This window comes from Phreatobacter sp. AB_2022a (assembly GCF_026847585.1).
GTDB lineage: Bacteria > Pseudomonadota > Alphaproteobacteria > Rhizobiales > Phreatobacteraceae > Phreatobacter.
The window spans coordinates 121,744-146,486 of record NZ_JAPSET010000001.1; the positions used below are offsets into that span (position 1 = coordinate 121,744).

Annotated in this window: 22 protein-coding genes; 11 read left to right on the forward strand and 11 right to left on the reverse strand. The window is 68.6% G+C overall.

Features of this window, described 5'->3' with window-relative positions; genetic code table 11:
* Position 1 precedes the first annotated feature (1 nt).
* The 3 genes from OZ671_RS00580 to OZ671_RS00590 all read right to left on the reverse strand — a co-directional run bounded on the left by OZ671_RS00580 (position 2) and on the right by OZ671_RS00590 (position 2,361).
* A complete protein-coding gene (locus OZ671_RS00580; protein WP_268858890.1) occupies positions 2-646 on the reverse strand; it encodes a DUF47 domain-containing protein in 645 nt (214 codons plus the stop codon).
* Between the two features lie 307 nt (positions 647-953).
* Complete coding sequence (locus OZ671_RS00585) at positions 954-1,733, reverse strand: DUF3658 domain-containing protein (RefSeq protein ID WP_268858891.1); 780 nt, start codon at positions 1,731-1,733, stop codon at positions 954-956.
* Between the two features lie 100 nt (positions 1,734-1,833).
* Positions 1,834-2,361, reverse strand: coding sequence for a methylated-DNA--[protein]-cysteine S-methyltransferase (locus OZ671_RS00590; protein WP_268858892.1), 528 nt, complete (start codon positions 2,359-2,361; stop codon positions 1,834-1,836).
* 300 nt (positions 2,362-2,661) lie between these two features.
* On the opposite strand from OZ671_RS00590, the gene OZ671_RS00595 reads away from it, so the two are divergent.
* From OZ671_RS00595 to OZ671_RS00615, 5 genes are all read left to right on the forward strand, one after another.
* Complete coding sequence (locus OZ671_RS00595) at positions 2,662-2,958, forward strand: hypothetical protein (protein ID WP_268858893.1); 297 nt, start codon at positions 2,662-2,664, stop codon at positions 2,956-2,958.
* 268 nt (positions 2,959-3,226) lie between these two features.
* Complete coding sequence (otsB, locus tag OZ671_RS00600; protein ID WP_268858894.1) at positions 3,227-4,099, forward strand: trehalose-phosphatase; 873 nt, start codon at positions 3,227-3,229, stop codon at positions 4,097-4,099.
* Positions 4,099-5,958: a glycoside hydrolase family 15 protein gene (locus OZ671_RS00605; RefSeq protein WP_268858895.1), complete on the forward strand. Its 1,860-nt coding sequence runs from the start codon at positions 4,099-4,101 to the stop codon at positions 5,956-5,958. Before otsB ends, OZ671_RS00605 begins: the two co-directional genes overlap by 1 nt.
* A 156-nt stretch (positions 5,959-6,114) precedes the next feature.
* A complete protein-coding gene (locus OZ671_RS00610) occupies positions 6,115-8,358 on the forward strand; it encodes an alpha,alpha-trehalose-phosphate synthase (UDP-forming) (RefSeq protein WP_268858896.1) in 2,244 nt (747 codons plus the stop codon).
* A gap of 139 nt (positions 8,359-8,497) precedes the next feature.
* Entirely contained in the window at positions 8,498-9,682 is a 1,185-nt protein-coding gene (locus OZ671_RS00615) for an MFS transporter (RefSeq protein ID WP_268858897.1), read from the forward strand.
* Positions 9,683-9,694: 12 nt separating this feature from the next.
* On the opposite strand, the gene OZ671_RS00620 is transcribed toward OZ671_RS00615, so the two are convergent.
* Positions 9,695-10,687, reverse strand: coding sequence for a glucokinase (locus OZ671_RS00620; protein WP_268858898.1), 993 nt, complete (start codon positions 10,685-10,687; stop codon positions 9,695-9,697).
* Between the two features lie 143 nt (positions 10,688-10,830).
* On the opposite strand from OZ671_RS00620, the gene OZ671_RS00625 reads away from it, so the two are divergent.
* Entirely contained in the window at positions 10,831-12,288 is a 1,458-nt protein-coding gene (locus OZ671_RS00625) for an MFS transporter (protein WP_268858899.1), read from the forward strand.
* 115 nt (positions 12,289-12,403) lie between these two features.
* Complete coding sequence (locus tag OZ671_RS00630) at positions 12,404-13,648, forward strand: flavin-dependent oxidoreductase (protein WP_268858900.1); 1,245 nt, start codon at positions 12,404-12,406, stop codon at positions 13,646-13,648.
* Positions 13,649-13,654: 6 nt separating this feature from the next.
* On the opposite strand, the gene OZ671_RS00635 is transcribed toward OZ671_RS00630, so the two are convergent.
* Entirely contained in the window at positions 13,655-14,926 is a 1,272-nt protein-coding gene (locus OZ671_RS00635; protein ID WP_268858901.1) for an MFS transporter, read from the reverse strand.
* A gap of 371 nt (positions 14,927-15,297) precedes the next feature.
* Here OZ671_RS00635 and OZ671_RS00640 point away from each other — a divergent pair, with 371 nt between their 5' ends.
* Positions 15,298-16,494 (forward strand): MFS transporter, encoded by a 1,197-nt coding sequence (locus tag OZ671_RS00640; RefSeq protein ID WP_268858902.1) that lies wholly within the window; start codon positions 15,298-15,300, stop codon positions 16,492-16,494.
* Positions 16,495-16,509: 15 nt separating this feature from the next.
* Here the strand turns inward: OZ671_RS00640 and OZ671_RS00645 are convergent, their stop codons facing one another.
* Complete coding sequence (locus OZ671_RS00645; RefSeq protein WP_268858903.1) at positions 16,510-17,142, reverse strand: TetR family transcriptional regulator; 633 nt, start codon at positions 17,140-17,142, stop codon at positions 16,510-16,512.
* A gap of 93 nt (positions 17,143-17,235) precedes the next feature.
* On the opposite strand from OZ671_RS00645, the gene OZ671_RS00650 reads away from it, so the two are divergent.
* Together OZ671_RS00650 and OZ671_RS00655 are read left to right on the forward strand one after the other, a co-directional pair.
* Entirely contained in the window at positions 17,236-17,901 is a 666-nt protein-coding gene (locus OZ671_RS00650) for an O-methyltransferase (protein ID WP_268858904.1), read from the forward strand.
* 183 nt (positions 17,902-18,084) lie between these two features.
* Positions 18,085-18,555 (forward strand): VOC family protein, encoded by a 471-nt coding sequence (locus OZ671_RS00655; RefSeq protein WP_268858905.1) that lies wholly within the window; start codon positions 18,085-18,087, stop codon positions 18,553-18,555.
* Between the two features lie 16 nt (positions 18,556-18,571).
* Here OZ671_RS00655 and OZ671_RS00660 read toward each other — a convergent pair whose 3' ends face one another.
* From OZ671_RS00660 to OZ671_RS00680, 5 genes are all read right to left on the reverse strand, one after another.
* Complete coding sequence (locus OZ671_RS00660; protein ID WP_268858906.1) at positions 18,572-19,333, reverse strand: aspartate/glutamate racemase family protein; 762 nt, start codon at positions 19,331-19,333, stop codon at positions 18,572-18,574.
* Complete coding sequence (locus OZ671_RS00665; RefSeq protein WP_268858907.1) at positions 19,330-20,109, reverse strand: GntR family transcriptional regulator; 780 nt, start codon at positions 20,107-20,109, stop codon at positions 19,330-19,332. Before OZ671_RS00665 ends, OZ671_RS00660 begins: the two co-directional genes overlap by 4 nt.
* Before the next feature lie 96 nt (positions 20,110-20,205).
* The gene (locus tag OZ671_RS00670; protein ID WP_268858908.1) at positions 20,206-20,937 is read right to left on the reverse strand and encodes a maleate cis-trans isomerase family protein; all 732 of its coding nucleotides are present in this window, start codon (positions 20,935-20,937) and stop codon (positions 20,206-20,208) included.
* A gap of 71 nt (positions 20,938-21,008) precedes the next feature.
* Complete coding sequence (locus OZ671_RS00675; protein ID WP_268858909.1) at positions 21,009-22,313, reverse strand: MFS transporter; 1,305 nt, start codon at positions 22,311-22,313, stop codon at positions 21,009-21,011.
* Between the two features lie 248 nt (positions 22,314-22,561).
* A complete protein-coding gene (locus tag OZ671_RS00680; RefSeq protein WP_268858910.1) occupies positions 22,562-23,101 on the reverse strand; it encodes a DUF805 domain-containing protein in 540 nt (179 codons plus the stop codon).
* A 491-nt stretch (positions 23,102-23,592) separates the two neighbouring features.
* Between OZ671_RS00680 and OZ671_RS00685 the strand changes: the two genes are divergently transcribed.
* Entirely contained in the window at positions 23,593-24,729 is a 1,137-nt protein-coding gene (locus OZ671_RS00685) for an extracellular catalytic domain type 1 short-chain-length polyhydroxyalkanoate depolymerase (RefSeq protein WP_268858911.1), read from the forward strand.
* Positions 24,730-24,743 lie beyond the last annotated feature (14 nt).

Sequence of the window (24,743 nt, forward strand, 5' to 3'; positions counted from 1 at the left end):
CTCAGAGATGTTCGAGGACGATGCCGGAGATCGTCTTGGCGACGTCTTCGAAGCGGTCGACCACCTTTTCCAGATGCTCGTAGATCTCGGCTCCGGCGATATAGCCCATGGGGTCGCTCACCCGGTGCTTGGCGAACAGCGCCTTCAGCCCCTGGTCGTGGATCTCGTCGGACCGCTCCTCGATCGCGCAGATCGCCTCGACCAGGGCCGAGGTCGCCGCGGAGTTCTGGTTCATCGCCCGCAGCAGCGGTACAAGCTCCCTGACCTTGCGGGCGGCTTCGACGGCGGTCATGCCGAGCGCGTGCATCTGCGGCTCGAAGCCGGCCACCTCGAACAGGGTGATGGCCTTCACCGTCTTGCGCATCTGGTCGATGGCGTCGTCCATCGACGAGATCAGCGATTTGATGTCGCCGCGGTCGAAGGGGGTGATGAAGGTGCGCCGGACGGCCTGCATGACGTCGCGGGCAATGTCGTCGGCGCGCTGCTCCTCGGCCATGATCCGGGCGATCTCGGCCTTGGCGTCGCCCTGGCCGCCGAGCAGGCGTTCCAGCGCCTCGGCTCCGGCCACCAGCGTCTCCGCATGGTCCTCGAACAGGTCGTAGAACTTCTCTTCCTTGGGCAGCAAGGCCTGAAACCAGCCGAGCATGGAACGCCTCGCCTTCCCTGTGACGCACTGTCACAATTGGCGATAGGCTCATGAAATCACTCTGTAAAGAGGCTCAGTCGATGTGACGGCCCTGTCATTGGCGAGGGGCTCGGTCTGCGCGACGTCGGTTCCTCATATTCAACCACGCGGACCGACGGGGCGCGAGGGTCGTGCTGGCGGCAGAAGCACCCGAAACGGGCGTACTATCGCGCTGCTAGATGCTCGATTTCATGGGGAGGGCGGCAAGCCAAATGCCGCAGGAGCCCGGCGATGCCGCTGCTTTCGCCTGCGCCCGCGTGATCTGGCTCTAGCGCAACCTAATTCGACATGTCCTCATGTCTCGAGGATCACCATCCGCGACAAGTGCTCCATTCGTCACGAGCGCGACGAGCCGGGCGCGCAGCATTAATTCTCCAACCTGCAAGTATGGCTCCAGGCTCGCGGCGAGCCCGTGTCCAACGATGGAAGACATGCTCTTCCAGTCCGGTCGTGCCAATTCCAGCAGGATTCGGTCGAAATGATCGAGCGGGGCGGAGGCCAGACCTGTTGGCGTCACGACTCGGAAGGGAGCATTTTCCGCCTCAAGTCGCGCCCACACTTCTCGGTGCAGGACATCTTCTTGCATCGAGACCGGTTGCTCGCTGTCAAGCAACGTCGCCCAGCCATCATCCGGTGCAATGGATGTGGCAATCAGCGGCCGGGATTGCACCACAGACCCGTCCGGTCTGCGCAACGGAACCCTGTGTCCCGCTACATCGATGACGTGATAGGGGCGATCACGCATCTGGCTGGACCAGGCGAGCCGAAATGCAAGCTCCTGTGCCGACCACCGGCTGAACCAAACGATCAACCTATCGGCGCTTGCGGTCGCGTCGTCCCAGAACGAACGGAATTGGCTTTCAGCCTCGGGCCAATCGGTAAATTGCCGCCACCAGGCGGCCCGCACGTCAGGGCTTCCTGCCGCGATCGGACCACAGCTCAGGTCGTCTCGATAGGCCAGCACGTCGTCATCGCGCCGTGCAACGCGAAGGACCCTGCGCAACGTGCCGGCGGCAGAGCAGTTCGGCGCTATATGAAGCGTTTTCATGGTCCAATTTCAGCTTGATCAATCCGGCGAATTCCTGACGCGGACATCCGCTGGGAAGGAGATCTGCGCGCAATCCCTGAAGAATGCGCACCATCGCCAATCAGGATCGATCGACCATTCCGAGCGCGCCTTCGTGGGCGAGCAGCCAGCGCTTGCGTTCGATGCCGCCGCCATATCCGGTCAGCGATCCATCCGCGCCGACCAGCCGATGGCACGGCACGACGACCGAAATCGGATTGGAGCCGTTGGCATGACCGACGGCACGCGGGGCGCCGGGACGGCCGAGGGCTGCGGCCAGGGCCCCGTAGCTCATGGTGGTGCCCGCCGGGATCCGCCTCAGCGCCGCCCAGACTTCGGCCTGGAAGGGCGTCGTCTTCACCGTGATCTCGATGCCGTCGATGGCCATGAGGTCGCCTTCGAAATAGGCAGCGAGGGCACGTGCCGGCGCGGTCCGGCCGGGTCTTGGAACGAGTTCCACCCGACGGGCGCCGTAATAGCGATGGACGAGCTCGATCAGGCGGTGCTCGTGATCCTGCCAGTCTGCGGCGGCGAGCCGGCCAGCCGAATCGGCGACGATGAGCATCCGGCCGGTGGGCGTCTCGAGCTCTTCGACATGAAATGTCTGCATGGTCTGGTCCGGGGGATGTTTTCCGCACTCTGGCATGGCCGTCGGCGCTTGTCCGGCGGTTTCCGCCACGACGATGGCGTCGGCGCCGAGCCGTAGCCCGGTCGCCTGCCGCCGCGCCGCCCGAAAACGCCGGTCCGCATGGCGCCGGCGCCGCCATGATTCACGTTCCCGCGAGCAGCCGGAGCGGTCACATTTTCGTCTCGCCCTGCCTGTACATCCGGCGCCGAATTGACTGGTGATCCCGCCGACAATTCCATTCATTTGTAGAACTGTTTTAATGTCGCGATACGGAGACCGGTAATGGTTGATGTAGAAGAGGCCTATGGCGCTTTCCATGAGGCGGCAAAACATTTGAAGAAGAGTACTGTTGTTGTTGATTTGACCGGCTGGGCCCGGCTTGACCTTCTGACGCTGGTGAATCTCTGTCGGCAGGAGGTCGACGAAGTCGGCGGCTCGCTGTCGCTCAGCATGGGCGACCGGGCGGTGCAGCAGTTTCTGCTGCCGGAGGAGGCCGGCCATATCTCCACTCTGCTTGACGGCGTTCCCTGTACCGTCAGCGGCGGCCCGCCCGAGCTTGTCCTGGCCTATCAGCCATAGGCGCGGGCGAGGACGCCTGCGCGCGCTTTTTACTGTTGGCGCGGGAACCTCGTCGCGGTTTGCGCGTTGGTTCGAGGCCATTCACTCCCATGCCGACCTCATCTTCGTTTGTCTGAAAATCGCCATCCCTGTCTGTTCTAGAGAGCGCCGAGCCATCCCCCGGTCCGGCGCCTTTTGTATTGCGCCGGCGTTCGCCGTGCCCGCATCCCGCCCCGTGCGGGCGGCCGAGCCGGGGATCGATCCGCCCGTGCCGAACCAGGTTTGAATAATGTTCGATAGCCCCGAAGCCAGGACCTTCGAGAATGCCCCGGTCGCGACCGTGACCGGGGACCTTGCCGGACCATCCCCTGACGACCTTGCCCGGATGATCGCGGCGGCGCCGACCGATTTCGCGCTCTATTTCGACGTGGACGGCACGCTTGTCGACATTGCCGAAACGCCTGAGCAGGCCGCGGCACCAGCCGAGCTGGCCGGTGATCTCGTCATGCTGCAGCAGCGCCTCGGCGGTGCGGTCGCCGTCGTCACCGGCCGGCGCCTTGCCGACGTGGAGATGCTGCTCGCTCCCGCACGCCTCGCCGGATCCGGCATGCACGGCCTCGAATTCCAGTTCCCCGCCGTGCAGCAGGCCGATTTCGACGACAGGGAGGGCGCCTCGCTCGGCGCCAGCAGGCATGTCGAGCCGGACAGGCGGCTGCCGACGACGCTGGTCGACGGCGTGGCGCGCCTGGCCGCCAGCATTCCCGGGCTGAGACTGGAGCAGAAGGGGCCGATCCTGACCATTCACTATCGCCAGGTACCGACTGCGGGCAACCGGATCGCGGCGGCCCTTGCGGTGCTGCTCGCCGATCACGGCGAAGGCTATCATCTCAAGCCCGGCCGGGCCGTCGTCGAGCTCATTCCGAACGGCACCTCCAAGGGCACCGCCATGGCGCGGCTCCTGGCAATGCCGCCCTTTGCCGGTCGCCGGCCGATCATGCTCGGCGACGACCGCGCGGACGAGGACGCCTTTGTCGTCGCGCGCGCCGCAGGCGGCTTCGGCCTGCGCGTCGCCGGCGAACATTTCAACCGGGGCGACGAACCGTTCCGCGGCGCGGCCCATGTCCGCGCCTGGATCGCCATGCTCAACGGGAGGCTTGCCTGATGAGCGACGCCATCGGTTCGAAGGCCCGCGCGGCGCAGTCGCCGCAGGCGGACGCCGAGGCCAGGCCGGCATCCAAGCGCCGGACGATCGCCCCGCCGCAGCTCGCGGTGGTCGGCAACAGCGCCGTCGCCGCCCTGATCGACGACAAGGCGCGCATCCTGTGGGCCTGCTGGCCGCGGATCGACGGCGATCCGCTGTTCAGCGCGCTGCTCGGCGGTCCCGATGCCGAGCGCGGCCTGATGGCCATCGAGCTCGAAGGCATGGTGGCGAGCCAGCAGTCCTACGAGCGCAATACGGCGGTGCTGGTCACGCTGCTCACCGCCGCCGACGGTTCGGCGGTGCGCATCACCGACTTCACGCCGCGGTTCAAGCAATATGACCGGGTGTTCCGGCCGCCCATGCTCATGCGCAGGATCGAACCGGTCGCCGGTCACCCGCGCATCCGCGTGCTGATGCGGCCGACCTTCGGTTACGGCCGCTTCGACGGCACGGTCGTGCCGGGCAGCAACCATGTGCGCTACGTGTCCGAGGCCGGGTCCGTGCGGCTGACCTCGGATATTCCCGTGGCCTATCTCTCCTCCGGAGCGAAATTCGCGCCGACCCGCCCGGTGACGGTGGTCATCCACGCCGATGAGACCTTTCCCAATTCGCTCGAGGAGGTCTGGTGGTCGTTCCTGCGCCAGACGCGGCAGTATTGGCTCGACTGGGTGCGCTATCTCTCGGTGCCCTTCGAGTGGCAGGAGGCGGTCATCCGCGCCGCGATCACGCTCAAGCTCTGCTCGTGCGAGGAGACCGGCGCGGTGGTCGCGGCGCTCACCACATCCCTGCCGGAGGCGCCCTGGTCCGGACGGAACTGGGACTATCGCTTCTGCTGGCTGCGCGACGCCTATTTCACCGTGCATGCGCTGAACAAGCTCGGCGCGACGCTGACCATGGAGCGCTTCCTCGACTATATGCGCACCGTGGCGGCAACCGAGACCGGCTCGCTGAAGCCGGTCTACGGCGTCGTGCCCAGCCAGTCGCTCGACGAGTGGATCGCTGACGCACTGCCGGGTTTCAACGGCGACGGCCCGGTGCGCATCGGCAATGCGGCGGCCGAACAGTCCCAGCATGACGTGGCCGGCAGCCTGGTGCTGGCCGCCTCGCATATGTTCTACGATTCCCGACTGCCGAAAATGGGCGACGCGACGCTGTTCCACGAGCTGGAGGCGCTGGGCGAGCTGGCCGCCGCCAAGGCGTTCGAACCGGATGCCGGCATCTGGGAATATCGTGGCCGCAAGGCGATCCATACCCATTCGGCCGCCATGTGTTTTGCCGCCTGCGACCGCCTCGCGAAGATCGCCCATACGCTCGGCCTCACCGAGCGGGAGACCTATTGGCGCGATCATGCCGAGCATATCCGGCAGGCCATCGTCGAACGCGCCTGGAACGAGAAGGAAGGGATGTTCGCCGCGCGTTTCGATGGTGGCGGCGCGGATGCGAGCACCCTGCTGCTGGTCGAGCTCGGCGTCGTCGAGCCGACCGATCCGCGCTTCGTGCGGACGGTCGAAACGCTGCAGCGCCGGCTGACGCGCGCCGGCTTCCTCATGCGTTACGACGAGGCCGACGATTTCGGTGCTCCCGAGACGTCCTTCAACATCTGCAGCTTCTGGCTCGCCGATGCGCTCGCCGCCATCGGCCGGCGCGAGGAGGCGCGCGAGCTGTTCGAGGCGCTGCTCGCGCGGCGCAACCACGTCGGTCTGCTGTCGGAGGATATCGACCCCGTGACGGGCGAGCTCTGGGGCAATTTCCCCCAGACCTATTCGATGGTCGGCATCATCGTGACAGCCATGCGGCTATCGCGCGAGTGGATCCACTAGCTACTATCGGGCGTTGTTGGCAGGCCCGCGCCGTTCGGCGGCGCGGGCGCATGGGACGAGGAGTGTTGACCGATCGGCTTCGCGGAAGGCCCCCGCGAGCCACGCGGTGGAAGAGCCGGGACTGGGGCGGGCCGAGACTGGAAAGTGTGGAATTTAATGAACCGACTGCCGCGTATTGTCGTGATCATCACCATCGCCACAATCGTGTTGGCCGGCCTTGTCGTGGCGTTCGTGCCACTCTCGCAAGGCATGATCGAGCGCTGGTCGCGGCGCGACCTGGAACTGCGCTCGGGCCTGGTGTTCCGTTCGATCAAGGACCGGGTCGAACAGGAGATGAACGGGCGGCCGGGCGAGCTCGCCACCCTGTTCGAGCGTTTCACCAGCGACGAACGGATCATGGCGCTCGGCCTGTGCGACGCACGCGGCCGCATGGTGGTGGCCAGCAGCCGCATGCCGCAGGTCATTTCCTGCGCCTCGGTCGGCGATGATGGCACCGACGCCGGCAAGGCCGCGCGCTTCGCCGTGTTCAACAACAGCGGCAACCGGGTCATCGTCGGCGGCTATCCGCTCGGCAACGGCCGCGACCAGGGCCGGCTCCTGATCGTGCACGAGCTGCGTTTCGTCGCCGACCGGGTGATCGAGGCGCGCTGGTACCTGCTTTCGGGCGCGCTGGCACTGATCCTGCTCGCCGGAGCGCTCGCTGCGCTGACCGTCATTCTGCTGCAGCGCCGGCTCATGACCTCGGTGCTCGCCACCATCCAGGACCTGCGCCAGGGCCAGCCGCGCCCGCTCGACAAGCCGATCCTGCCGCCGCCGCCGGTGACCACCGAGATCCGCAGCCTGCTGCGCGATTTCCGCGAGAAGATCCGGGTCGAGGACGGCAGCCCGATCGAGTGGTCGCCCAAGACGCTGCACGACCTGCTCGACAACGAGCTGCCGGACACCGAGGTCTTCGTGGTGTCGAACCGCGAGCCCTATATCCACAATCACAGCAATGGCGGCATCGTCGTGCAGCGGCCGGCGAGCGGCCTCGTCTCGGCGCTCGAGCCGGTCATGCGCGCCTGCGGCGGCACCTGGGTCGCCCATGGCAGCGGCACGGCCGACCGCGAGACGGTGGATGCGACCGACCACGTCCAGGTGCCGCCCGGCAGCCCCGCCTACCGGCTGAAGCGCGTCTGGATGACCGACGAGGAGCAGGAGGGCTATTATTACGGCCTGGCCAATGAGGGGCTCTGGCCGCTCTGCCACATCGCCTATGTCCGGCCGATCTTCCGCGAGAGCGACTGGCAGCAATATGTGACGATCAACCAGCGCTTCGCCGATGCCGTGGTCAGGGAGGCGACCCGGCCGGATCCGGTGATCATGGTGCAGGACTATCATTTCGCGCTGCTGCCGCGGATGATCCGCGAGCAGCTGCCCAAGGCGACGATCCTGACCTTCTGGCACATTCCCTGGCCGAACGCCGAGGCCTTCGGCATCTGCCCGTGGAAGGAGGAGATCATTGCGGGGCTGCTCGGCAGCACGGTGCTCGGCTTCCACACCCGCTCCCACTGCAACAATTTCTTCGACACGGTCGACCGCTACATGGAGAGCCGCATCGACCGCGAGCAGGCTTCCGTCACCTTCGGCGGCCTCGAAACCCTGGTCCGGCCCTATCCGATCTCGATCGAATGGCCGCCGGCCGCCATGGAGGGCCAGCAGCCGGTCCCCGAGTGCCGGGCGGCGGTCATCGCCCGCTACCACCTGCCCGACGACATCAAGATCGGCATCGGCATCGAGCGCTTCGACTATACCAAGGGCATTCTCGACCGCCTGCATGCCGTCGACGACCTGCTGACGCGCCATCCCGAATGGCTCGGCAAGCTCGTCTTCATCCAGGTGGTGGCGCCGACCCGGACCAAGCTTGCGAGCTATGCTACGCTCCAGGCCGATGCCATCCGCCTCACCGAGGAGATCAACGCACGGCACGGCAACGAGGGCTACAAGCCCGTCCTGCTGGTGATCCGTCACCACGAGCCCGACGAGGTCTACGAGCTGTTCCGCGCCGCCGACATCTGCGTTGTCTCCAGCCTGCACGACGGCATGAACCTGGTGGCCAAGGAATTCGTCGCCTCGCGTGACGACGAGAAGGGCGTGCTGGTGCTCTCGCGTTTCGCCGGCGCCTCCAGCGAGCTCGGCGAGGCGCTGATCATCAATCCCTATGATGTGCACGGCATGTCGGAAGCCCTGCATCGCGGCCTGTCCATGCCGGAGGACGAGCAGCACGAGCGCATGCACCTGATGCGCAGCCATGTCCGCGAGCGCAACGTCTATCGCTGGGCCGGCCAGATCCTGCTCGACGCCTCGCGCCTGCGCAAACGCCAGAAGGTTGCCGATTTCGAGGCCGACAGCCGCGCCTGACGGCTGGCTGCAGCGGCGGCGATCGCTCGCCTCCGATGCATGAAGGGGGGTGCTGCGCGGATGCGCCGGCACCTATAGTGTCGCGATGCGTCGCGCCGCGACGGCTCATGCATCGTCCGATGCCGCGCCCGGGGTCTCCATGTCCGACGGTTCCGTTTCGCAAACCCGTGGCGCCGGAGCGGCGGCCTATGCCCTGCTGCTCGGCAATTTCGTCACCGCCGTCAGCGTCCTCGCGCCGGCGGGCATGCTGAAGGACCTCGCCGACGGGCTGGGCGTCAAGGTCGGCGAGGCCGGCCTCCTCGTCACCTTCGGCGCCATCGTCATGTGTTTCGGCTCGCCGCTGGTCGCCTGGGCGACGAGCCGCATCGAGCGGCGCAAGCTGCTGGTCGCGACCATTGCGGTGCTCGCCGTCGGGCACATCCTGTCGGCACTGGCGCCGAGCTACGGCCCGCTGCTCGCGATCCGGATCCTGATGCTCTCGGTCGCCTCCATCTTCACGCCGCAGGCGGCGAGCACGATCGCCCTGATCGTTCCCGAGCGGGAGCGGGCAGGGGCGATCGCGCTCGTCTTCGTCGGCTGGTCGCTGTCGATCGCCTTCGGCCTGCCGCTGGTGACGCAGCTCTCGGCCGCCTTCGGCTGGCGCTTCGCCCATGTCGCGCTGGCCGCGCTCGCCATCATCTGTGCGTTCGGCCTTGCCGCCAGCCTGCCGCGCGGCCTGTTCGGCCCGCCGGTCCTGTTCAGGAGCTGGGGCCTGGTCCTGCGCTCGCGCCTGCTGCTCCTGATCTTTCTCGCCACGATCCTCTCGGCGGTCGGCCAGTTCCTGCTGCTGACCTATCTCGGCCCCTTGCTCTCCGGGCTTGCCGGCGCCGGGCCGCGCACGATCGCCGCCTTCTTCGCCGGCTTCGGCCTGATGGGGCTCGCCGGCAACATCGCGGCGACGCGCACGGTGCGGCGGCTCGGCGTCTACAGGAACGGCGCGCTCTGCTTCCTCGCCATGTTTCTCGGCATTTGCCTCTGGTCGCTCGGTGCCGGATCGCTGCCGGTCATGGCGCTCGGCGTCGCCATCTGGGGGCTTGGCTTCGCCTCCGGCAATTCGATGCAGCAGGGACGCCTTGCCGCGACTGCTCCGGATCTTGCCGCCGCCACCATCGCGCTCAACACCTCCTCGATCTATGTCGGCCAGACTCTCGGCTCGGCGATCGGCGGCCTGCTGTTCGAGCAGGGCCGGCTGGTGGCCATGGGCTATGTGGCGGCGGCTTTCGTCGCGCTCTCGCTGGTGGCGATCGCGGCCGGCCGGCCGGAGCCTCGGGACCATCGCCCATGACCGCCGGCGCCTTCAGGGCCGCCAGCAGCGTCCGGGATAGTCGATGACGAAATGATCGGGGTCTGTGGCGATCGCGGCGAGGCCTGACAGCACCGTCTCCGGCCGGGTCAGCAGCCGTGTCGGCATGGCCTGCATCAGGCCGGTCATCGGCGCCTTGGCCTCGAACGCGGTCCGGAAGGCCGCCTCGTCCAGCAGGTCGACCAGCCGCGGCAGCACGCCGCCGGCCAGCGTCACGCCGCCGCGCGCCGCATAGATCAGGGCGAGGTCGCCGGCAAACCGCGCGACGAGCCGCCAGAACAGGCGCGCCGTGTCGGCTTCCGGCCCCTCGGCATGGGCGGTCGCCCGGGCGACGACGGCGGCCGGATCGATCGCGGCGGCCTCGGTGCCGAGGCTTGCGAGCCTTGCCTGATGCAGCCGCGCCAGGCCGTCGCCGGACAAAACCGCCTCGCTGGTGATGCGGCCATGCACGCGCGCAAGATGCGGCCAGAGCGCCTCCTCGTCCGGTGCGGCCGGGCCGAATTCGACATGGCCGGCCTCTCCCGTCAGCGCGAGGTAGCGCCCCTCGACCGTGGTCAGCGCGGCCGCGCCGAGCCCGGTTCCGGGGCCGAGCACCAGGCGCGCGCCGATCGGCTGGCCGAGATCCGGACCGATGGACTTGAGCCGTGCGGGCGGCAGCGCCGGCAGCGACAGGGCGAGGGCCTCGAAATCGTGCAGCAGCAGGCCCTGTTCGAGGCGAAGGGCGTCGGCGAGCTCCGGTCCGTCCAGAGTCCAGGACGCGTTGGTGAGCTTCACCGCCCGCCCGATGATCGGGCCGGCGGCGCAGACGATCATGGCCCGCGCTCCGCGGGCGCCGTCCATGCCGGCGATCGCCTCGGCAAGGCTGGTGACCGATTGGGTTGCGGCATGGCCGACCATGACCGGCGCGGCGCCGGGCTGCTCCAGGCGCGCCACCCGGATATTGGTGCCGCCGACATCGCAGAGCAGAGCTGGAAGCGGGAATTGCATGATGCGTCGCGATCCTCCTGACGCGGCCATTGTGTCAGGCAACTGTGGCGAGGCCGGGCCGGCTAAGGAAACCGCGGCCACGCGGGTTGGTTCCGCGGGAACCGGTATGCCGTATCGGGCGTTGCCGACCCGGGAGGACAGGCGTGGATCGACTGAACGGATCGCCCGACGGTGCCGAGACCATCGTCGAAACCGACATTCCCGCGCGGCTCGACCGCCTGCCGTGGGGACGCTTCCACTGGTTGGTGGTGGCCGCGCTCGGCATCACCTGGATTCTTGACGGCCTGGAGGTGACGCTTGCCGGCACGCTCTCGGGCGCGCTGAAGGCCAGTCCGGTTCTCCAGTTCAGCAACAGCGACGTCGGGCTTGCCGGCAGCGCCTATCTCGCCGGCGCGGTGCTGGGAGCCCTGTTCTTCGGCTGGCTGACCGACCGGCTCGGCCGCAAGAAGCTGTTCTTCATCACCCTCGGCGTCTATCTGGTGGCGACCGCCGCGACCGCCTTTTCCTGGAACCTCTGGACCTTCATGCTGTGCCGCTTCCTCACCGGCGCCGGCATCGGCGGCGAATATGCCGCGATCAACTCCACCATCCAGGAGCTCATTCCGGCCCGCGTGCGCGGCTGGACCGATCTCGTCATCAACGGCAGCTTCTGGGTCGGCGCCGCGCTCGGTGCCTTCGGCGCCATCGTCCTGCTCGACCCGGCGGTGATCGATCCGGAATGGGGCTGGCGCGCCGCCTTCCTGTCCGGCGCGCTTCTCGCGCTGATCATCCTGTTCATGCGCATGTGGCTGCCCGAAAGCCCGCGCTGGCTGATGACCCACGGCCGCGCGCCGGAGGCCGAGGCGGTCGTCGCCGGCATCGAGGCGCGGCTGCGCGCCGAGGGCCATGTCCTCGATGACGGGCCGTTTCCGAAGGTGAGGCTCGCGGCCCGGCGCGGCACCAGGCTGGCCGAGGTCGCCGAGACGCTGCTGACGCGCTACCGCCAGCGCACGGCGGTCGGCCTCACCCTGATGGCCGCCCAGGCCTTCTTCTACAATGCGATCTTCTTCACCTACGCGCTGGTGCTGACCGATTTCTACGGCATCCCGTCGAGCCATGTCGGCTGGTACATCCTGCCCTTCGCCGCCGGCAACGTGCTCGGGCCGCTCCTGCTCGGCCGGCTGTTCGACACGCTCGGGCGGCGGCCGATGATCGTCTTCACCTATGCGATGTCGGGCGTCCTGCTGGCGGCGACCGGCGCCCTGTTCGCAGCGGGCGTGCTGACCGCGACCACCCAGACGCTCGCCTGGATGGTCATTTTCTTTTTCGCCTCCGCCGCGGCGAGCTCGGCCTATCTCACCGTCAGCGAAAACTTCCCCCTGGAGATCCGGGCGCTGGCAATCGCCATCTTCTATGCCATCGGCACCGGCATCGGCGGCGTTGCCGGTCCCTGGCTGTTCGGCGCGCTCATCGATACCGGCTCGCGGCTGTCGCTCCTGTCGGGCTATCTCCTCGGTGCCGGCCTGATGCTGGCCGCGGCCGTGGTGATGGCGCTCTACGGCATCGCCGCCGAGCGCCGGCCGCTGGAGGAGGTCAGCCGCCCGTTGTCGTTCCGCGACTGACCGGACGGGAGGCCGCCGGGCGGCGGTTGCCGTCCCCGCGATCCGATAGCATAACGGCGGGAAAGAAGGCCGAGGCTGCCGGCTGACCGCCGGGGCCCGCCGGGGAGGAACACGCATGTCCATCATCATTGCCGGCGGCGGCATCGGCGGCCTGATCGCCGCGCTCGCGCTCCACGACCGGGGCATCGCCGTGACCGTGCACGAGCAGGTCGGGGCGGTGAAGCCGCTCGGCGTCGGCATCAACCTCCTGCCGCACGCGGTGCGCGTGCTTGCCTCCCTTGGCCTCGCCGACCGGCTGGCGGCGAGCGCGGTGCGGACCCAGGAACTGATCTATTTCAACAAGCTCGGCCAGCTCATCTGGCGCGAGCCGCGGGGTCTCGACGCGGGCTACGACTATCCGCAGCTCTCGATCCATCGCGGCATCCTGCAGACCCTGCTCCTTGAGGAGGCGCAGCGCCGGCTCGGGCCGGAACGGGTGAGGCTCGGCGAACGGTTCGTCGATGCGCGCGAGACCGGCGACGGCAAGGTCGAGGCACGGTTCGCCGGTCGTGACGGCGCGCCGGCCACGGCCGCGCAGGGCGACCTCCTGATCGGCGCCGACGGCATCCATTCGGCGGTGCGCGCGACATTCTATCCCGACGAGGGCGCGCCGATCTGGAACGGCCGCGTGCTGTGGCGGGCGATCACCGAAAGCTTCCCGCCCTTCCTCACCGGCCGCACCATGATCATGGCCGGCCACCAGGACCAGAAATTCGTCTGCTATCCCTTGACCGCCGAGGCGGGCCAGCCGGCGCGGATCAACTGGATCGCCGAACTGTCGCTCGACCGCTCCAAGGGCTGGCGGCGCGAGGACTGGAACCGCACCGCCCGCATCGAGGACATCGCGCCGCGCTTTGCCGACTGGCGCTTCGACTGGCTCGACATTCCCGCTCTGATGGCCGGCGCCGAGACCATCTACGAATATCCTCTCGTCGACCGCGACCCGCTGGAGCGCTGGACCTTCGGCCGCATCACGCTGCTCGGCGATGCCGCCCATCCCATGTATCCGATCGGCTCGAACGGGGCTTCGCAGGCGATCCTCGATGCCGAGGCGCTGGCGGAGGCCGTGGCGCGCGACGGCGCGACGCCTGCGGCCCTTGCGGCCTATGAGGCAGTGCGCCGGCCGCCGACCTCGGCGATCGTGCTGGCGAACCGCGGCAACGGCCCGGAACAGGTGATGCAGCTCGCCGAGCAGCGGGCGCCCGGGGGCTTTGCCGACGTCCACGACGTGATCAGCCGCGAGGAACTGGAGGGCATTGCCGCGCGCTACAAGCAGGTCGCCGGCTTCTCGCGCGATACCGTCAATCGGCGCTCCGCCTGAAGCCGCTCAGCCGGAGAGCGTCTGCGCGCGCCGCACCGCCGGGAACAGGCGCATCCAGAGGAGCGCCACCAGCACCGTGCCGACGCCGCCGATGATGCCGGCGGGAACGGCGCCGACGAGGCCGGCGACCATGCCGGATTCGAAGTCGCCGAGTTGGTTCGACGTGCCGATGAACAGCGAATTGACCGCATTGACCCGGCCGCGCATCTCGTCCGGCGTCGACAGCAGCACCAGCGCATTGCGGATCACCACGCTGACATTGTCGGCTGCGCCCATCACCGCGAGCGCGGCAAGCGACAGGACGAGATGGGTCGACATCGCGAAGACGATGGTGCCGAGCCCGAAGACGATGACCGCGGCGAACATTTTCAGGCCGACATGCCGCTGCATCGGCATGTGCATCAGCACGATCGACATGGCGATGGCGCCGACCGCCGGGGCCGAGCGCAGGAGCCCGAGGCCCCAGGGGCCGGTCGCCAGGATGTCGCGCGCGAAGATCGGCAGGAGCGCGGTGATGCCGCCGAGCAGCACGGCGAACAGGTCGAGCGACAGGGTGCCGAGGATGAGCGGCCGGCTGCGGATGAACAGGACGCCGGAAAACACCGAATGGACGGTGACCGGCTCCCGGCTCGGCGGCAGGCGCTCGACGCGGATGAGGCCGGTCATCGCCGCCGCGGCCGCGAAGAACAGCGCGCCGAGCGCCAGCGGCAGGCCGGCGCCGAACACATAGAGAAGGCCGCCGGCCGACGGGCCGATGATGGTGGCGGTCTGCATGGCCGAGGAGGAGATGGCAAGCGCGCGGGCGAGAAGCTCGGCCGGCAGCAGGGCCGGCAGCAGCGCCGAGAAGGTCGGGTGCTCGAACGAGCGCGCCGCGCTGAGCAGGGCGACCGCTGCGAAGATCATCGGAATGCTCAGCCAGTCCGCGATGACGCCGATGGTGACCGCGGCGAGCGTCACGGCCTGGATTGCCTGGCAGATGACGACGATGCGGCGCCGGTCGAACCGGTCGGCGACCTGGCCGACGACGAAGGTGAGCAGCACCATGGGCACGAACTGCACGAGGCCGATCAGCCCCAGATGATAGGCGCTCTCCGTCTTGGCATAGACATGCCAGCCGATCGCCACCGCCGCGATCTGATAGCCGAGCGCGGAAAGCACCCGCGACAGCCAGTATCGGACGAAGCCGGCATGGCGCGTCAGGCCGCCCGCCGGCGGCGCGGCGGCGGGCGCGCCGGATGCGGCGGGATCGGCCTCGGCAGGGCTCGGCTGCGCGGTCATGGCGGCCTTCGGGCGTCTCGGCGCGCCCGGCGGGGAGGGAAGGGTGCGCCCGACCGCTTCCTAGCGGAGAAGCGGGCAGGCCCCAAGTCCGGATGGCTACGGCAACGGGACGAGGGGAGGCGGTTGGCTGCGGCGCCAAGGTACCGGATCTTGCCGGTTGTCGCTCTGGAAATAACGACATGAATGCAATGAATGACACGGACATCGAGATGGCCTTTGCCCATATGCGTTGCCGATCTTGCCGCTCTGGGACAGGCGGATCGGTGCCGGCCGCTCCCACCGCGCGGCAGCCCTGCGCCAAACCGTTCCGCAAGCCGGCGCCGATCGCTTAAACAGGACTGGCGGCAACGGCGCCGCGCGCGGCTGACACGATGACCGACGAGACCCTCTCCCTGCGCCAGGATGCCGAGGTGATGAGCCTCATCAGCGCGGCGCATTTTTCCAGCCATTTCTTCCAGCTCGTGCTGCCGCCGCTGTTTCCCGTGCTCACCGGCGCCTTCGGCGTCAGCTATACCGAGCTCGGCCTCGTCATGGCGGTGTTCTACGCCGCCTCCGGCCTTGCCCAGGTGGCGGCGGGTTTCCTGGTCGACCGGTTCGGCCCGCAGGTGATTCTGCCCGCCGGCATCGCCTGCCTGGCCGGCGGCTGGCTGCTGGTCGGTCTTGTCCCGGCCTATCCGGTCCTGTTCGTCGGCGCGGCGCTGTCGGGGCTCGGCAACAGCGTCTTCCATCCCGCCGACTATGCCGTCATCACCCACCGCGTCTCGCCGCGCCGGATCGGCCGGGCCTACAGCGCCCATACCGTGATGGGCACGCTCGGCTGGGCGGCCGCGCCGGTCACCACGCTGGCGCTCGCCCAAGTCTTCGGCTGGCGCGGCGCGCTGATCCATCTCGGCCTTGCCGGCCTGGTCCTCGCGGTGATCGTCGCCCTCGGCCACAGCCGGCTGCGCGTCGCGCCGGTCGATCATTCGGGCGATCAGCCGAAGCCCGGCTGGCAGATGCTGCTGACCGGCCCGATCATCGCCTGCCTCGTCTATTTCACCCTGCTCGCCATTGCCCAGGCCGGCACGCAGAGCTTCCTGCCGAGCCTCCTGCCGCTGACCCAGACCATTTCGGCGGCGGCCGCGGTGACCGCAACGACTGTCTATCTGATCGGCAGCGCGATCGGGTCGTTCTCCGGCGGCTTCCTCGCTGATTTCACGCCCAACCACGAGCGGGTGGTCGGGTTCGGCCTCGGCGGCGCGGCGGTGGCGAGCCTTGCGCTCGGCCTCGTCGATCTGCCCTGGGCGGCGCTGCTGGCGGCGGCCGGCCTTGCCGGCTTCTTCACCGGCGCCACCGTGCCCTCGCGCGACATGCTGGTGCGTGGCGCGGCGCCCGCCGGCGCCATCGGCACGGTTTTCGGCTTCGTCTATTCCGGGCTCGACCTCGGCGCGATCGTCGCGCCGATCGCCATCGGCGCCTTCATCGATCATGGCGCCGCGCAGTGCGCCTTCGTCTTCATTGCCGCCGCCCTGATGATCACGGTGCTGAGCGCCGTCATCGTCAAGGCGCTGCAGCGCCGCAAGACCTGAACGGGCGGCCGGGTCTCAGGCCTGCGCGAGGCTGTCGAGATAGGCGCAGAACATGTCGGCCATGGCGTCGGCATAGATCCCGATCTCCGCGGCGCTGCGCGGCGTCTCGGAGAAGCTCTTGCCGACCTCGCTCAGCGTCGTGACGATGAGATCGCCGGCGCGGTCGCGCACGGCCGCCGGCGCATGGGGCAGGGCCTCGCGCATGAAGGCCTCGACGATCAGGTCGCCGGCCGCGCGCGCCTCGCGCGCTTCCGGAGCGTCGCGATAGAGCGGGGCGGCATCGGCGAGCGCGATCCGCATCGCGGCCTCGTCACATTCCGAGCGGATAAAGGCATGGACGAGGCGGCGCAGCCGCTCGGGCGGCGATCGCGCATCCTCCGCGAGGATGGCGCGCAGCAGCGCCGTGGTGCGTCGCCATTCCTCGCTCTGCAGCCGGAACAGGATCGCCGCCTTGTTCGGGAAATACTGGTAGAGCGAGCCGACGCTGACCCCGGCCCGCTCGGCAACCCGCGCCGTGGTGAAACGCTGGGCGCCCTCCCTGGCGAGAACCTGAACGGCGGCATCGAGGATGGCTGCGACGAGCTCGTTCGAACGCGCCTGTTTCGGCTGTTTTCGTGAGGAAATCGAAACGCTTGGCCGATCGGTCACGGCGCCCTCCGGCAATGCGAATAGGGAATGCGACGAATGAGTCGTATTTTTCCGGTGGGCGCAAGCCATGCCATTTCACGACCGGAGACGTCGATGACCACGCTCAACACCCCGCCGCTGCGTCCGCTGCTCGACCGGCTGTTCGACGAAGCGGACGCGGCGGCGCCCGCCACCCATCCGGCCCTCGCCCGTCTCTCCGCCGAGGAGCGCTCGGAGCTGATGCGCAGCAAGGCCGGCTATCTCGATTTCTACGGCTATCTGAAGGACCAGCCGCTGCCGGTCTCGCGCGAGACGGGGCGGCTTCTCTACATGCTGGCCCGCGGCGCGCGGGCACGGACGATCGTCGAGTTCGGCACGTCCTTCGGCATTTCGACCCTGCATCTGGCCGCGGCCCTCAGGGACAATGGCGGCGGCCGGCTGATCACCACCGAATTCGAGCCGTCGAAGGTGGCGCGGGCGCGCGCCAACCTCACCGCCGGCGGCCTGATCGATCTCGTCGAGTTCAGGCAGGGCGACGCGTTGAAGACGCTGAGCGCGGACCTGCCCGAGGCGATCGACCTCGTCCTGCTCGACGGCCACAAGGCGCTCTACGGCGACATCCTCGATCTCGTGGAAAGCCGGCTCAGGCCGGGCACCTTCGTCATCGCCGACAATGCCGATTTCAGCCCGGACTATCTCGCCCGGGTGCGCGATCCGGCCGGCGGCTACCTGTCGACGCCGTTCGGCGGCGATGTCGAGCTCTCCATGCGGGTCGGCTGAGGCGGAGCCGCTCCGTCCGGCGGAGCCGGCCTGTCCCGGTTCTGGGCGGCACGGCCAAAAAAAGAGCATGCCGTGTCTGGAACGCGTCGCCGCATTCGTCCTTGGATCGAGGGCGGGCATCTGCATGCGCTGCGGGTGAGCCGCTTCTCGTCCCGAGAGTCCATCGAAAGGCAAGGTGCGACGATGAAAGTGACCCAGCATCTCTGGTTCGAGAAGGACATGGAGGCGGCAATCGGCCTCTACACCTCGCTCATTCCCGGTTCCGCCATCCATTGGGTCTCGGCCCTGCCGGCGGATACGCCGAGCGGCCCGGCGGGAAGCGTCAGGCTCGCCTCCTTTTCGCTCGGCGACCAGGACTATGTGGCGATCGAGGCCGGCCCGCTCGACCGCTTCAACCACAGTTTTTCGATCATCGTCCAATGCGAGACGCAGGCCGAGATCGATCGGCTCTGGGCGGCCCTCGGCGACGGTGGCACGACGGAAGCCTGCGGCTGGCTCAGGGACCGCTGGGGCCTCAGCTGGCAGATCTCGGCGAAGGGCCTCAGCGCGCTCATGGCCGATCCCGACCGGGCCAAGGCAAAACGCGTCTGCGAGGCGGCCCTGAAGATGGTCAAGGTGGACATCGCCGCGCTGGAGGCGGCCGCCCGGGGCTGACCGAGGCGGCGCCCGCCTAGCGAGCCCCGGCTGCGTCGGCGTGCTCGATGCGGCGGGCGAGGGCCTCGGGCAGGCCGAGCGTCGGTTTGGCCGGAGGCCGGCGGAAGGTGCCTGCCTCGGCCTTGCGCGGGGCGAGGGTGGCCAGCGCCTCGGCCTGTTTCACCGCGGCGGCAATCTGGTCGACCACCGGCACCGGAATGCGGTCCTTCACCTTGGCGGCCAGGCCGGCCAGTGGCGCGCCGGCGAGGATCACCACGTCGGCATCGTCCTCGCTGACCGCCCGGTTGGCGAGCGCGACCAAGAGCTCCTCCTTTTCCTCCTGCACGTCCGAGATCGAACGGAAGCCGCCGTCGAGCATGCGGATGCTGGCGCAGCGGCCGGCAAGGCCGTGCATGTCGACGCATTCGCGATACCAGGGCACGAGGGCGTTGGCGAAGGTGACGATCGAGAAGCTGCGGCCGAGCATGCAGGCGGTCAGCATGGCCGCTTCCGCCATGCCGACGATCGGAATGTCGAACAGCTCGCGGGCACCGAGCAGGCCGGGGTCGCCGAAGGCTGCGATGATCACCGCGTCGACCTCATGGTGGCGGGCGGCGATCATGTCGAGCGCGATGGCGCCGCCGATCTGCGCCTCGGCGCGGCTTGCAATATAGGGCACGCCCGTGGTGGCGGTCACCGGGATCAGCGTGGTGCCGGCCGCCGCCGCGGCGGCGCCGGCGGCGAACAACAGGTCGGTCACCGCGGTCGAGGTGTTGGGATTGAGCAGCAGGATCTTCACGGGTCGCTCCTCGCGCGGTCGGGTGCGTTGGTCTCAAGGGCGGCGGGCGCCCCGGCCGGGGCCGGCCCGGCGGCGAGGTCGCTGGCGACCGTGCCGGTGCGCCGGACGTGGTGGGAGAGCAGCTTGCCGGCCGCCTCGGCATCGCGCGCTTCGAGCGCCTCGAGGATCAGCCGGTGCTCCGCCACCGATTCCTGCCAGCGCCCCTGGGCCGAGAGGGCGAGGAGGCGGGCGCGCTCGACGCGTGCCAGCAGCCAGTCATGGGTGGCCTTCAGCGTGGCGTTGCGGGCGCAGGCGACGATGAAGCCGTGGATCTGCTGGTTGATCTCGAAATAGTCGCGCAGCTCGCCGGCCTCGTGGTGGCGCTCCATGCGCTCCTGCAGGCCGCGCAGCTTCTGGTGGTCGCGCGGTGTCATCCTGACGGCGGCAAGCTCCGCCGCCGCGCGCTCGATGCCGCTGACCGCCTCGAACAGGTCGGCGATCTCGTCCGGGCGCAGCGCGGCGACCACCGCGCTGCGGTTGAGCCTCAGCTCGACCAGGCCCTCGGCGGCGAGCAGCTTCAGCGCCTCGCGCAGCGGCGTGCGCGACACGCCGAGCGCATCGGACAGATCGGCCTCGTTCAGCGGTTCGCCGGGCCCGAGGCTGCCGCGGATGATCAGCGTCCTCAGCCGGCTCGCCGCCTGCTCGTGCAGGCCGGCCCGGCTCAGGCGGATGCGGCCGTCGCCGAGCGCCTTGCTGGTCCTGCGGATCTTGCTCGGTCCCTTGCGGGCGGCATCCATCGTCGATCTCCCCATGCGGGCGCCATCTGCGCCCGTCATCACGGTTTTCACGGCGCGCGCCGGAGCGCAAGCATTGCACTGCGCCGGCCGCATGGCTCAGCCCGCCTTGAGGGCGAAGAGGCTGCCCCAGTCCTTCAGCCGCGCGGTGTCGACCCCGGTCAGGGCAAGGCATTTCCACAAGGTGGTGGCGATCGAATCGTAGACGGGAATACCGGTTTCCCGCTCCAGCGCGGCAACACGCGGCGCGCCGCGCATATTGGTGCAGACGATGGCGGCCGCCTCGACCCCGTCCCGGGCGACGGCGCGCACCAGCGCGGCGATCTCGTCCTCGCCGACGGTCGCGAAGGAGAAATTGTCCTGAAGCCCGATATGTCGCTCGGCCGGGCAGGCATAACCGGAGGCGGCCCAGTTGGCACGGATCCGGTTCTGCACGTCGTCGATGTAGGGTGTCACGAGGCCGATGCGCGGCCGGCCGGTCAGCTCGAAAATGTCGCGGAAGGCCAGCACCGAGGTACAGGCGGCGATGCCGGTCGCCGCCCGGATGCGTTCGCACAGCCGCTCGTCGCGGTCGAAGCCGAGCCAACTCGCCGAGGTGCCGTTCCAGGCGATGACGTCGACCTTGGCATGGGCCAGCAGTTCGGCGGCGCGCAGGATCTCGCTGTCGTCGAACTGGCCGAGCGCCGCGTCGGTCAGCGCGATCTCGGTCACCTTGAAGCGCGAGAAATGGGCGGTCACCTCCGGCAGGCCCGCAAGCATGGCCGTGGTCATCGGCTCGAGCACCGTATTGGACGACGGCGTCAGCATGCCGAGCCGGACGGGGGCGCTCATGGAAATCTCCGATATCGATGCGTTGGAGCGAAGGGTGAGGGGCCGCCCCGGTGCCGGGGCGGCCCGTCCTGTCAGACCGGCAGTTTCCGGCTGTAGTCGATCAGGGTCGAGCAGACGAACAGGGCGACGCCCGCGCCGGCGAAGAACATCAGCGCCAGGAAGTAGGAGCCGGTGAACTGCACGATGAGGCCAACCACGATCGGCACGCAGATGCCGGCAATGTTGCCGCCGAGATTCATGCAGCCGCCGAGCAGGCCGGCGCGGTCGCGGGTGGCGAGGATCGAGGGGATCGCCCAGTACATGCCGCACCAGCGCAGGAAGAACAGGGTGGTGGAGAGCAGCGCCACCACCACGACGGGATCGCTGACATAGGCGACCGAGAAGATCGACACGGTCGCGAACACTGCGGCAATGCCGAACAGCGTGCGGAACACCACATTGGGCTGGCCGCCGCGCTCGCGCCAGGCGTCGGCGATCCAGCCGCCGATCAGCTCGCCGACGAAGCCGGCGAAGAAGATCACGAAGGAGGCGCCGCCCAGCGTCTTGATGTCGAAGCCGTGGACCTTGAACAGATAGTTCGGCAGCCAGGTCAGCAGCCCGTAGAACACCGTGTTGAAGAACATCCAGCCGGCACACATCAGCCAGGTCGAGCGGTAGCGGAAATAGGCCGCGGCGCTGCCGCCCTGGCTCTTCGGCGCCTCGGCGTCCTCGCGGGCATGCGCCTCGGCGATGTAGCGCGCCTCGGCCTCGTTGACGGCGGGATGCTCCTCCGGCGCGTTGCGGATGTACCACCAGGCCAGCAGGCCGCAGGCCATGGTGCCGACGCCGGCGACGATGAAGGCGAGGCGCCAGGAATCGAACATGGCGATCAGCCCGGCGATCACGATGGCGCCGAAGGCCGCGCCGAGCGGTGCGCCGCCGTCGAGCAGGGTGGCGCCGCGGCCGCGCTCGTTCTGCGTCATCCACATGGCGTTGAGCTTGCCGCCGGCCGGATAGATCGGCGCCTCCGTGGCACCGAGGCCGAGGCGGGTCAGCAGCAGCATGACCCAGCTGGACGCGACCGCCGCGATCGCCTGGAAGAAGCCCCAGCCGATCGTCGCCGCGGCAATGACGATGCGCGGCTTGTAGCGGTCGGCGAGCAGGCCGCCCGGCACCTGCATCAGCGCATAGGTCCAGAAGAACGACGACAGGATCAGGCCCTGTGTCGCCGGGTCGAGATTGAACTCCCTGGCGATCAGCGGCATGGCGACCGAGAGCGAAGCCCGGTCGATATAGTTGATGGTGATCAGGAACAGCATCAGCAGGAAGATCTTCCAGCGGACACTCGTTCGTTTCAGCGATGCTGATGTGGCTGCGGCGGCGCCTTGAACGCTCACATGTGCCTCCTCTGGGCTGGTTCCATTCCCCGTGAGCCCTGGCGGTTCGATCGAGCGGCCCGACTTTGTGCCGGGTCCACGCCGCGCATGCTCCGGACAATTTATGCGAGCCGGCCCAGGCTTTTGGCAACGAATTTTTGCATGTTGCATGCAATTTTTAGATATGTATTTGAATTACAATATGAATTTCAAAATCGCGATCGACATTCGATGGCGGCCGGCCCGGTGGTTTTGCCGGGCGCTGATGGTCAACGGCCGCGCAGGCCGAACTCGCGGCGGGGATGCCGGCGGTCGAGACGCGGCCCCGGCGCCGGGGCCGCAGGCCCGTCGAAACCTGTCGTGCCGGCGTCCTGGGGATCGCTCAACGCGTCGCCTGGAACGAGCAGCAGCGCCAGGCCGGCGGCGGTCTGGATCGCGAGGCCGAGCAGCGAGCCGCCGCCGACCGTCGGCCAGCCCATGGTGCGGAACAGATTGGCCAGGGCGACGTGGTCGAAAAAGACGAAGGCGGCGAAGAGGCCGATGACCGGCAGAGGCGGCAGGCCGATATCGCGCAGCCGCCTGACCATCAGGGCAAGACTGGCCCAGGCGGCGGGGATCATGATCGCGGTGACGAGAACCGGGACGACCGGCGGCAGGCCGCGCACATCGAAGGTCGTGCCGCGTCCGGTGGCGAGCGCGACATAGAACGCGACACCGATGGCCAGCACGACGACCAATGTCAGCGCCATGATCCGCCCGAAATAGGCGAGGCGCCCGATACGGCCGCCGAATTGAAAGAAGCCTGCCATGCCTGCCCCCGGCCGACCGCGACCGTGGCCCGTCAGCACGGACGGCGGTCACGCATGACAGTTAAGCAACCAGGCGGTGAAGAAAGCGATAATACAACTCTATGGACCGCAGCGCGCGAGCAGAGCAGCGGCGGGTTTCGCAACGCCGGGACCGCGCCGGAGGCCAACGTCCGCCACGAGGGGCCGCGCGGCGACCCGATCGTGTTGCTGGAGCGGCCGAGCAGCGTGGTTCTGGTCCTACCGGCCGACGGGGCCATGCGGGGTGAAGTGTCCCAGGAACAGGACAAGAGGAAAAATCGTTGAGGATCAAAGGGATGGCGTTCTCCTTTGGTCGATCACGCGGTGTCACAAGGCCGTGACGGCACCATCTCGGCTTGCCAATGCGGCTCGCCGGCCCAATATTGTGCGATGCAGCAATAGCTGCGAATTTTGCTGCGACGCAGCGTAAAACTTGCAGCGTCCTTGGGCGCACTGGACCACAGGGTGCCGACATGACCGGACTTTCCGCCTCCCTTGCCAAGCTCATGCGCCAGCGCCGCGACTGGTACGCCTCGCTGCCCGCGGGCGATGCGCACGTGACGCCCGACGCCGTCACGGGGCGGCTGACCGAGGTGGCTGGATTCGGCACCAATCCGGGCCGCCTGCGCATGTTCGCTTATGTCCCGCCGGCGCTGCACGCGGGCGCGCCACTCGTCGTGGTGCTGCACGGTTGCACCCAGGATGCGGCCGGTTACGACCGCGGTTCGGGCTGGTCGGAACTCGCCGAGCGGCATGGATTTGCCGTGCTCTATGCCGAGCAGCAGCGCGTCAACAATCCCAATCTCTGCTTCAACTGGTTCCGGCGCGGCGACACTGAGCGCGGCCGGGGCGAGCCGCTGTCGATCCGCCAGATGGTCCGCTGCATGCTGCGCAACCACAAGCTGGATGCGGACCGGGTGTTCGTCACCGGCCTGTCGGCCGGCGGCGCGATGACGGCCGTCATGCTCGCCACCTATCCCGACCTGTTTGCCGGGGGCGCCATCATTGGCGGCCTGCCGCACGGCGCGGCCCGCAACGTCCAGGAAGCCTTCACCAGCATGGCCGGCGGCGTCAGCCACGAGGCGGCCGCATGGGGCGATCTCGTGCGCTCGGCCTCCCCGCACAAGGGGCGCTGGCCGCGGGTGTCGATCTGGCACGGCACCGAGGACGCGACGGTCCGCCTCGCCAACGCCCATGAGCTGGTGAAGCAGTGGACCGATGTGCACGGCCTCGGCGCGGCGGAGCCGGTACGCGAGCTGGGCGAGGCCCATGAGCGGCTGACCTGGTCCGACCGGCGCGGACCGGCGGTCGAGCTCGTCACCATTGCCGGCATGGGGCACGGCGTTCCCATCGCCGGCGCGGAAGAAGGCGGCGGCGCGGCCGGCCCTTATTTCCTCGAAACCGGCCTGGCCTCGACGCGCCGCATCGCCGCCTTCTGGGGGCTCATTTCCCCGAAAGCGGCGGCGCGGCCGAAGCGCGCGCTGCGCAAGGACTGGCGCACCATGCCGCGGCAGTCGAGGCCCGCGCGCGGCGAGCCCGCCGCGGCACCGGCCGAAGAGATCGGAACGACGATTGTCCGTGCGCTCAGGGCTGCCGGGCTGATGCGCTGAATGCTCGCCAGCCG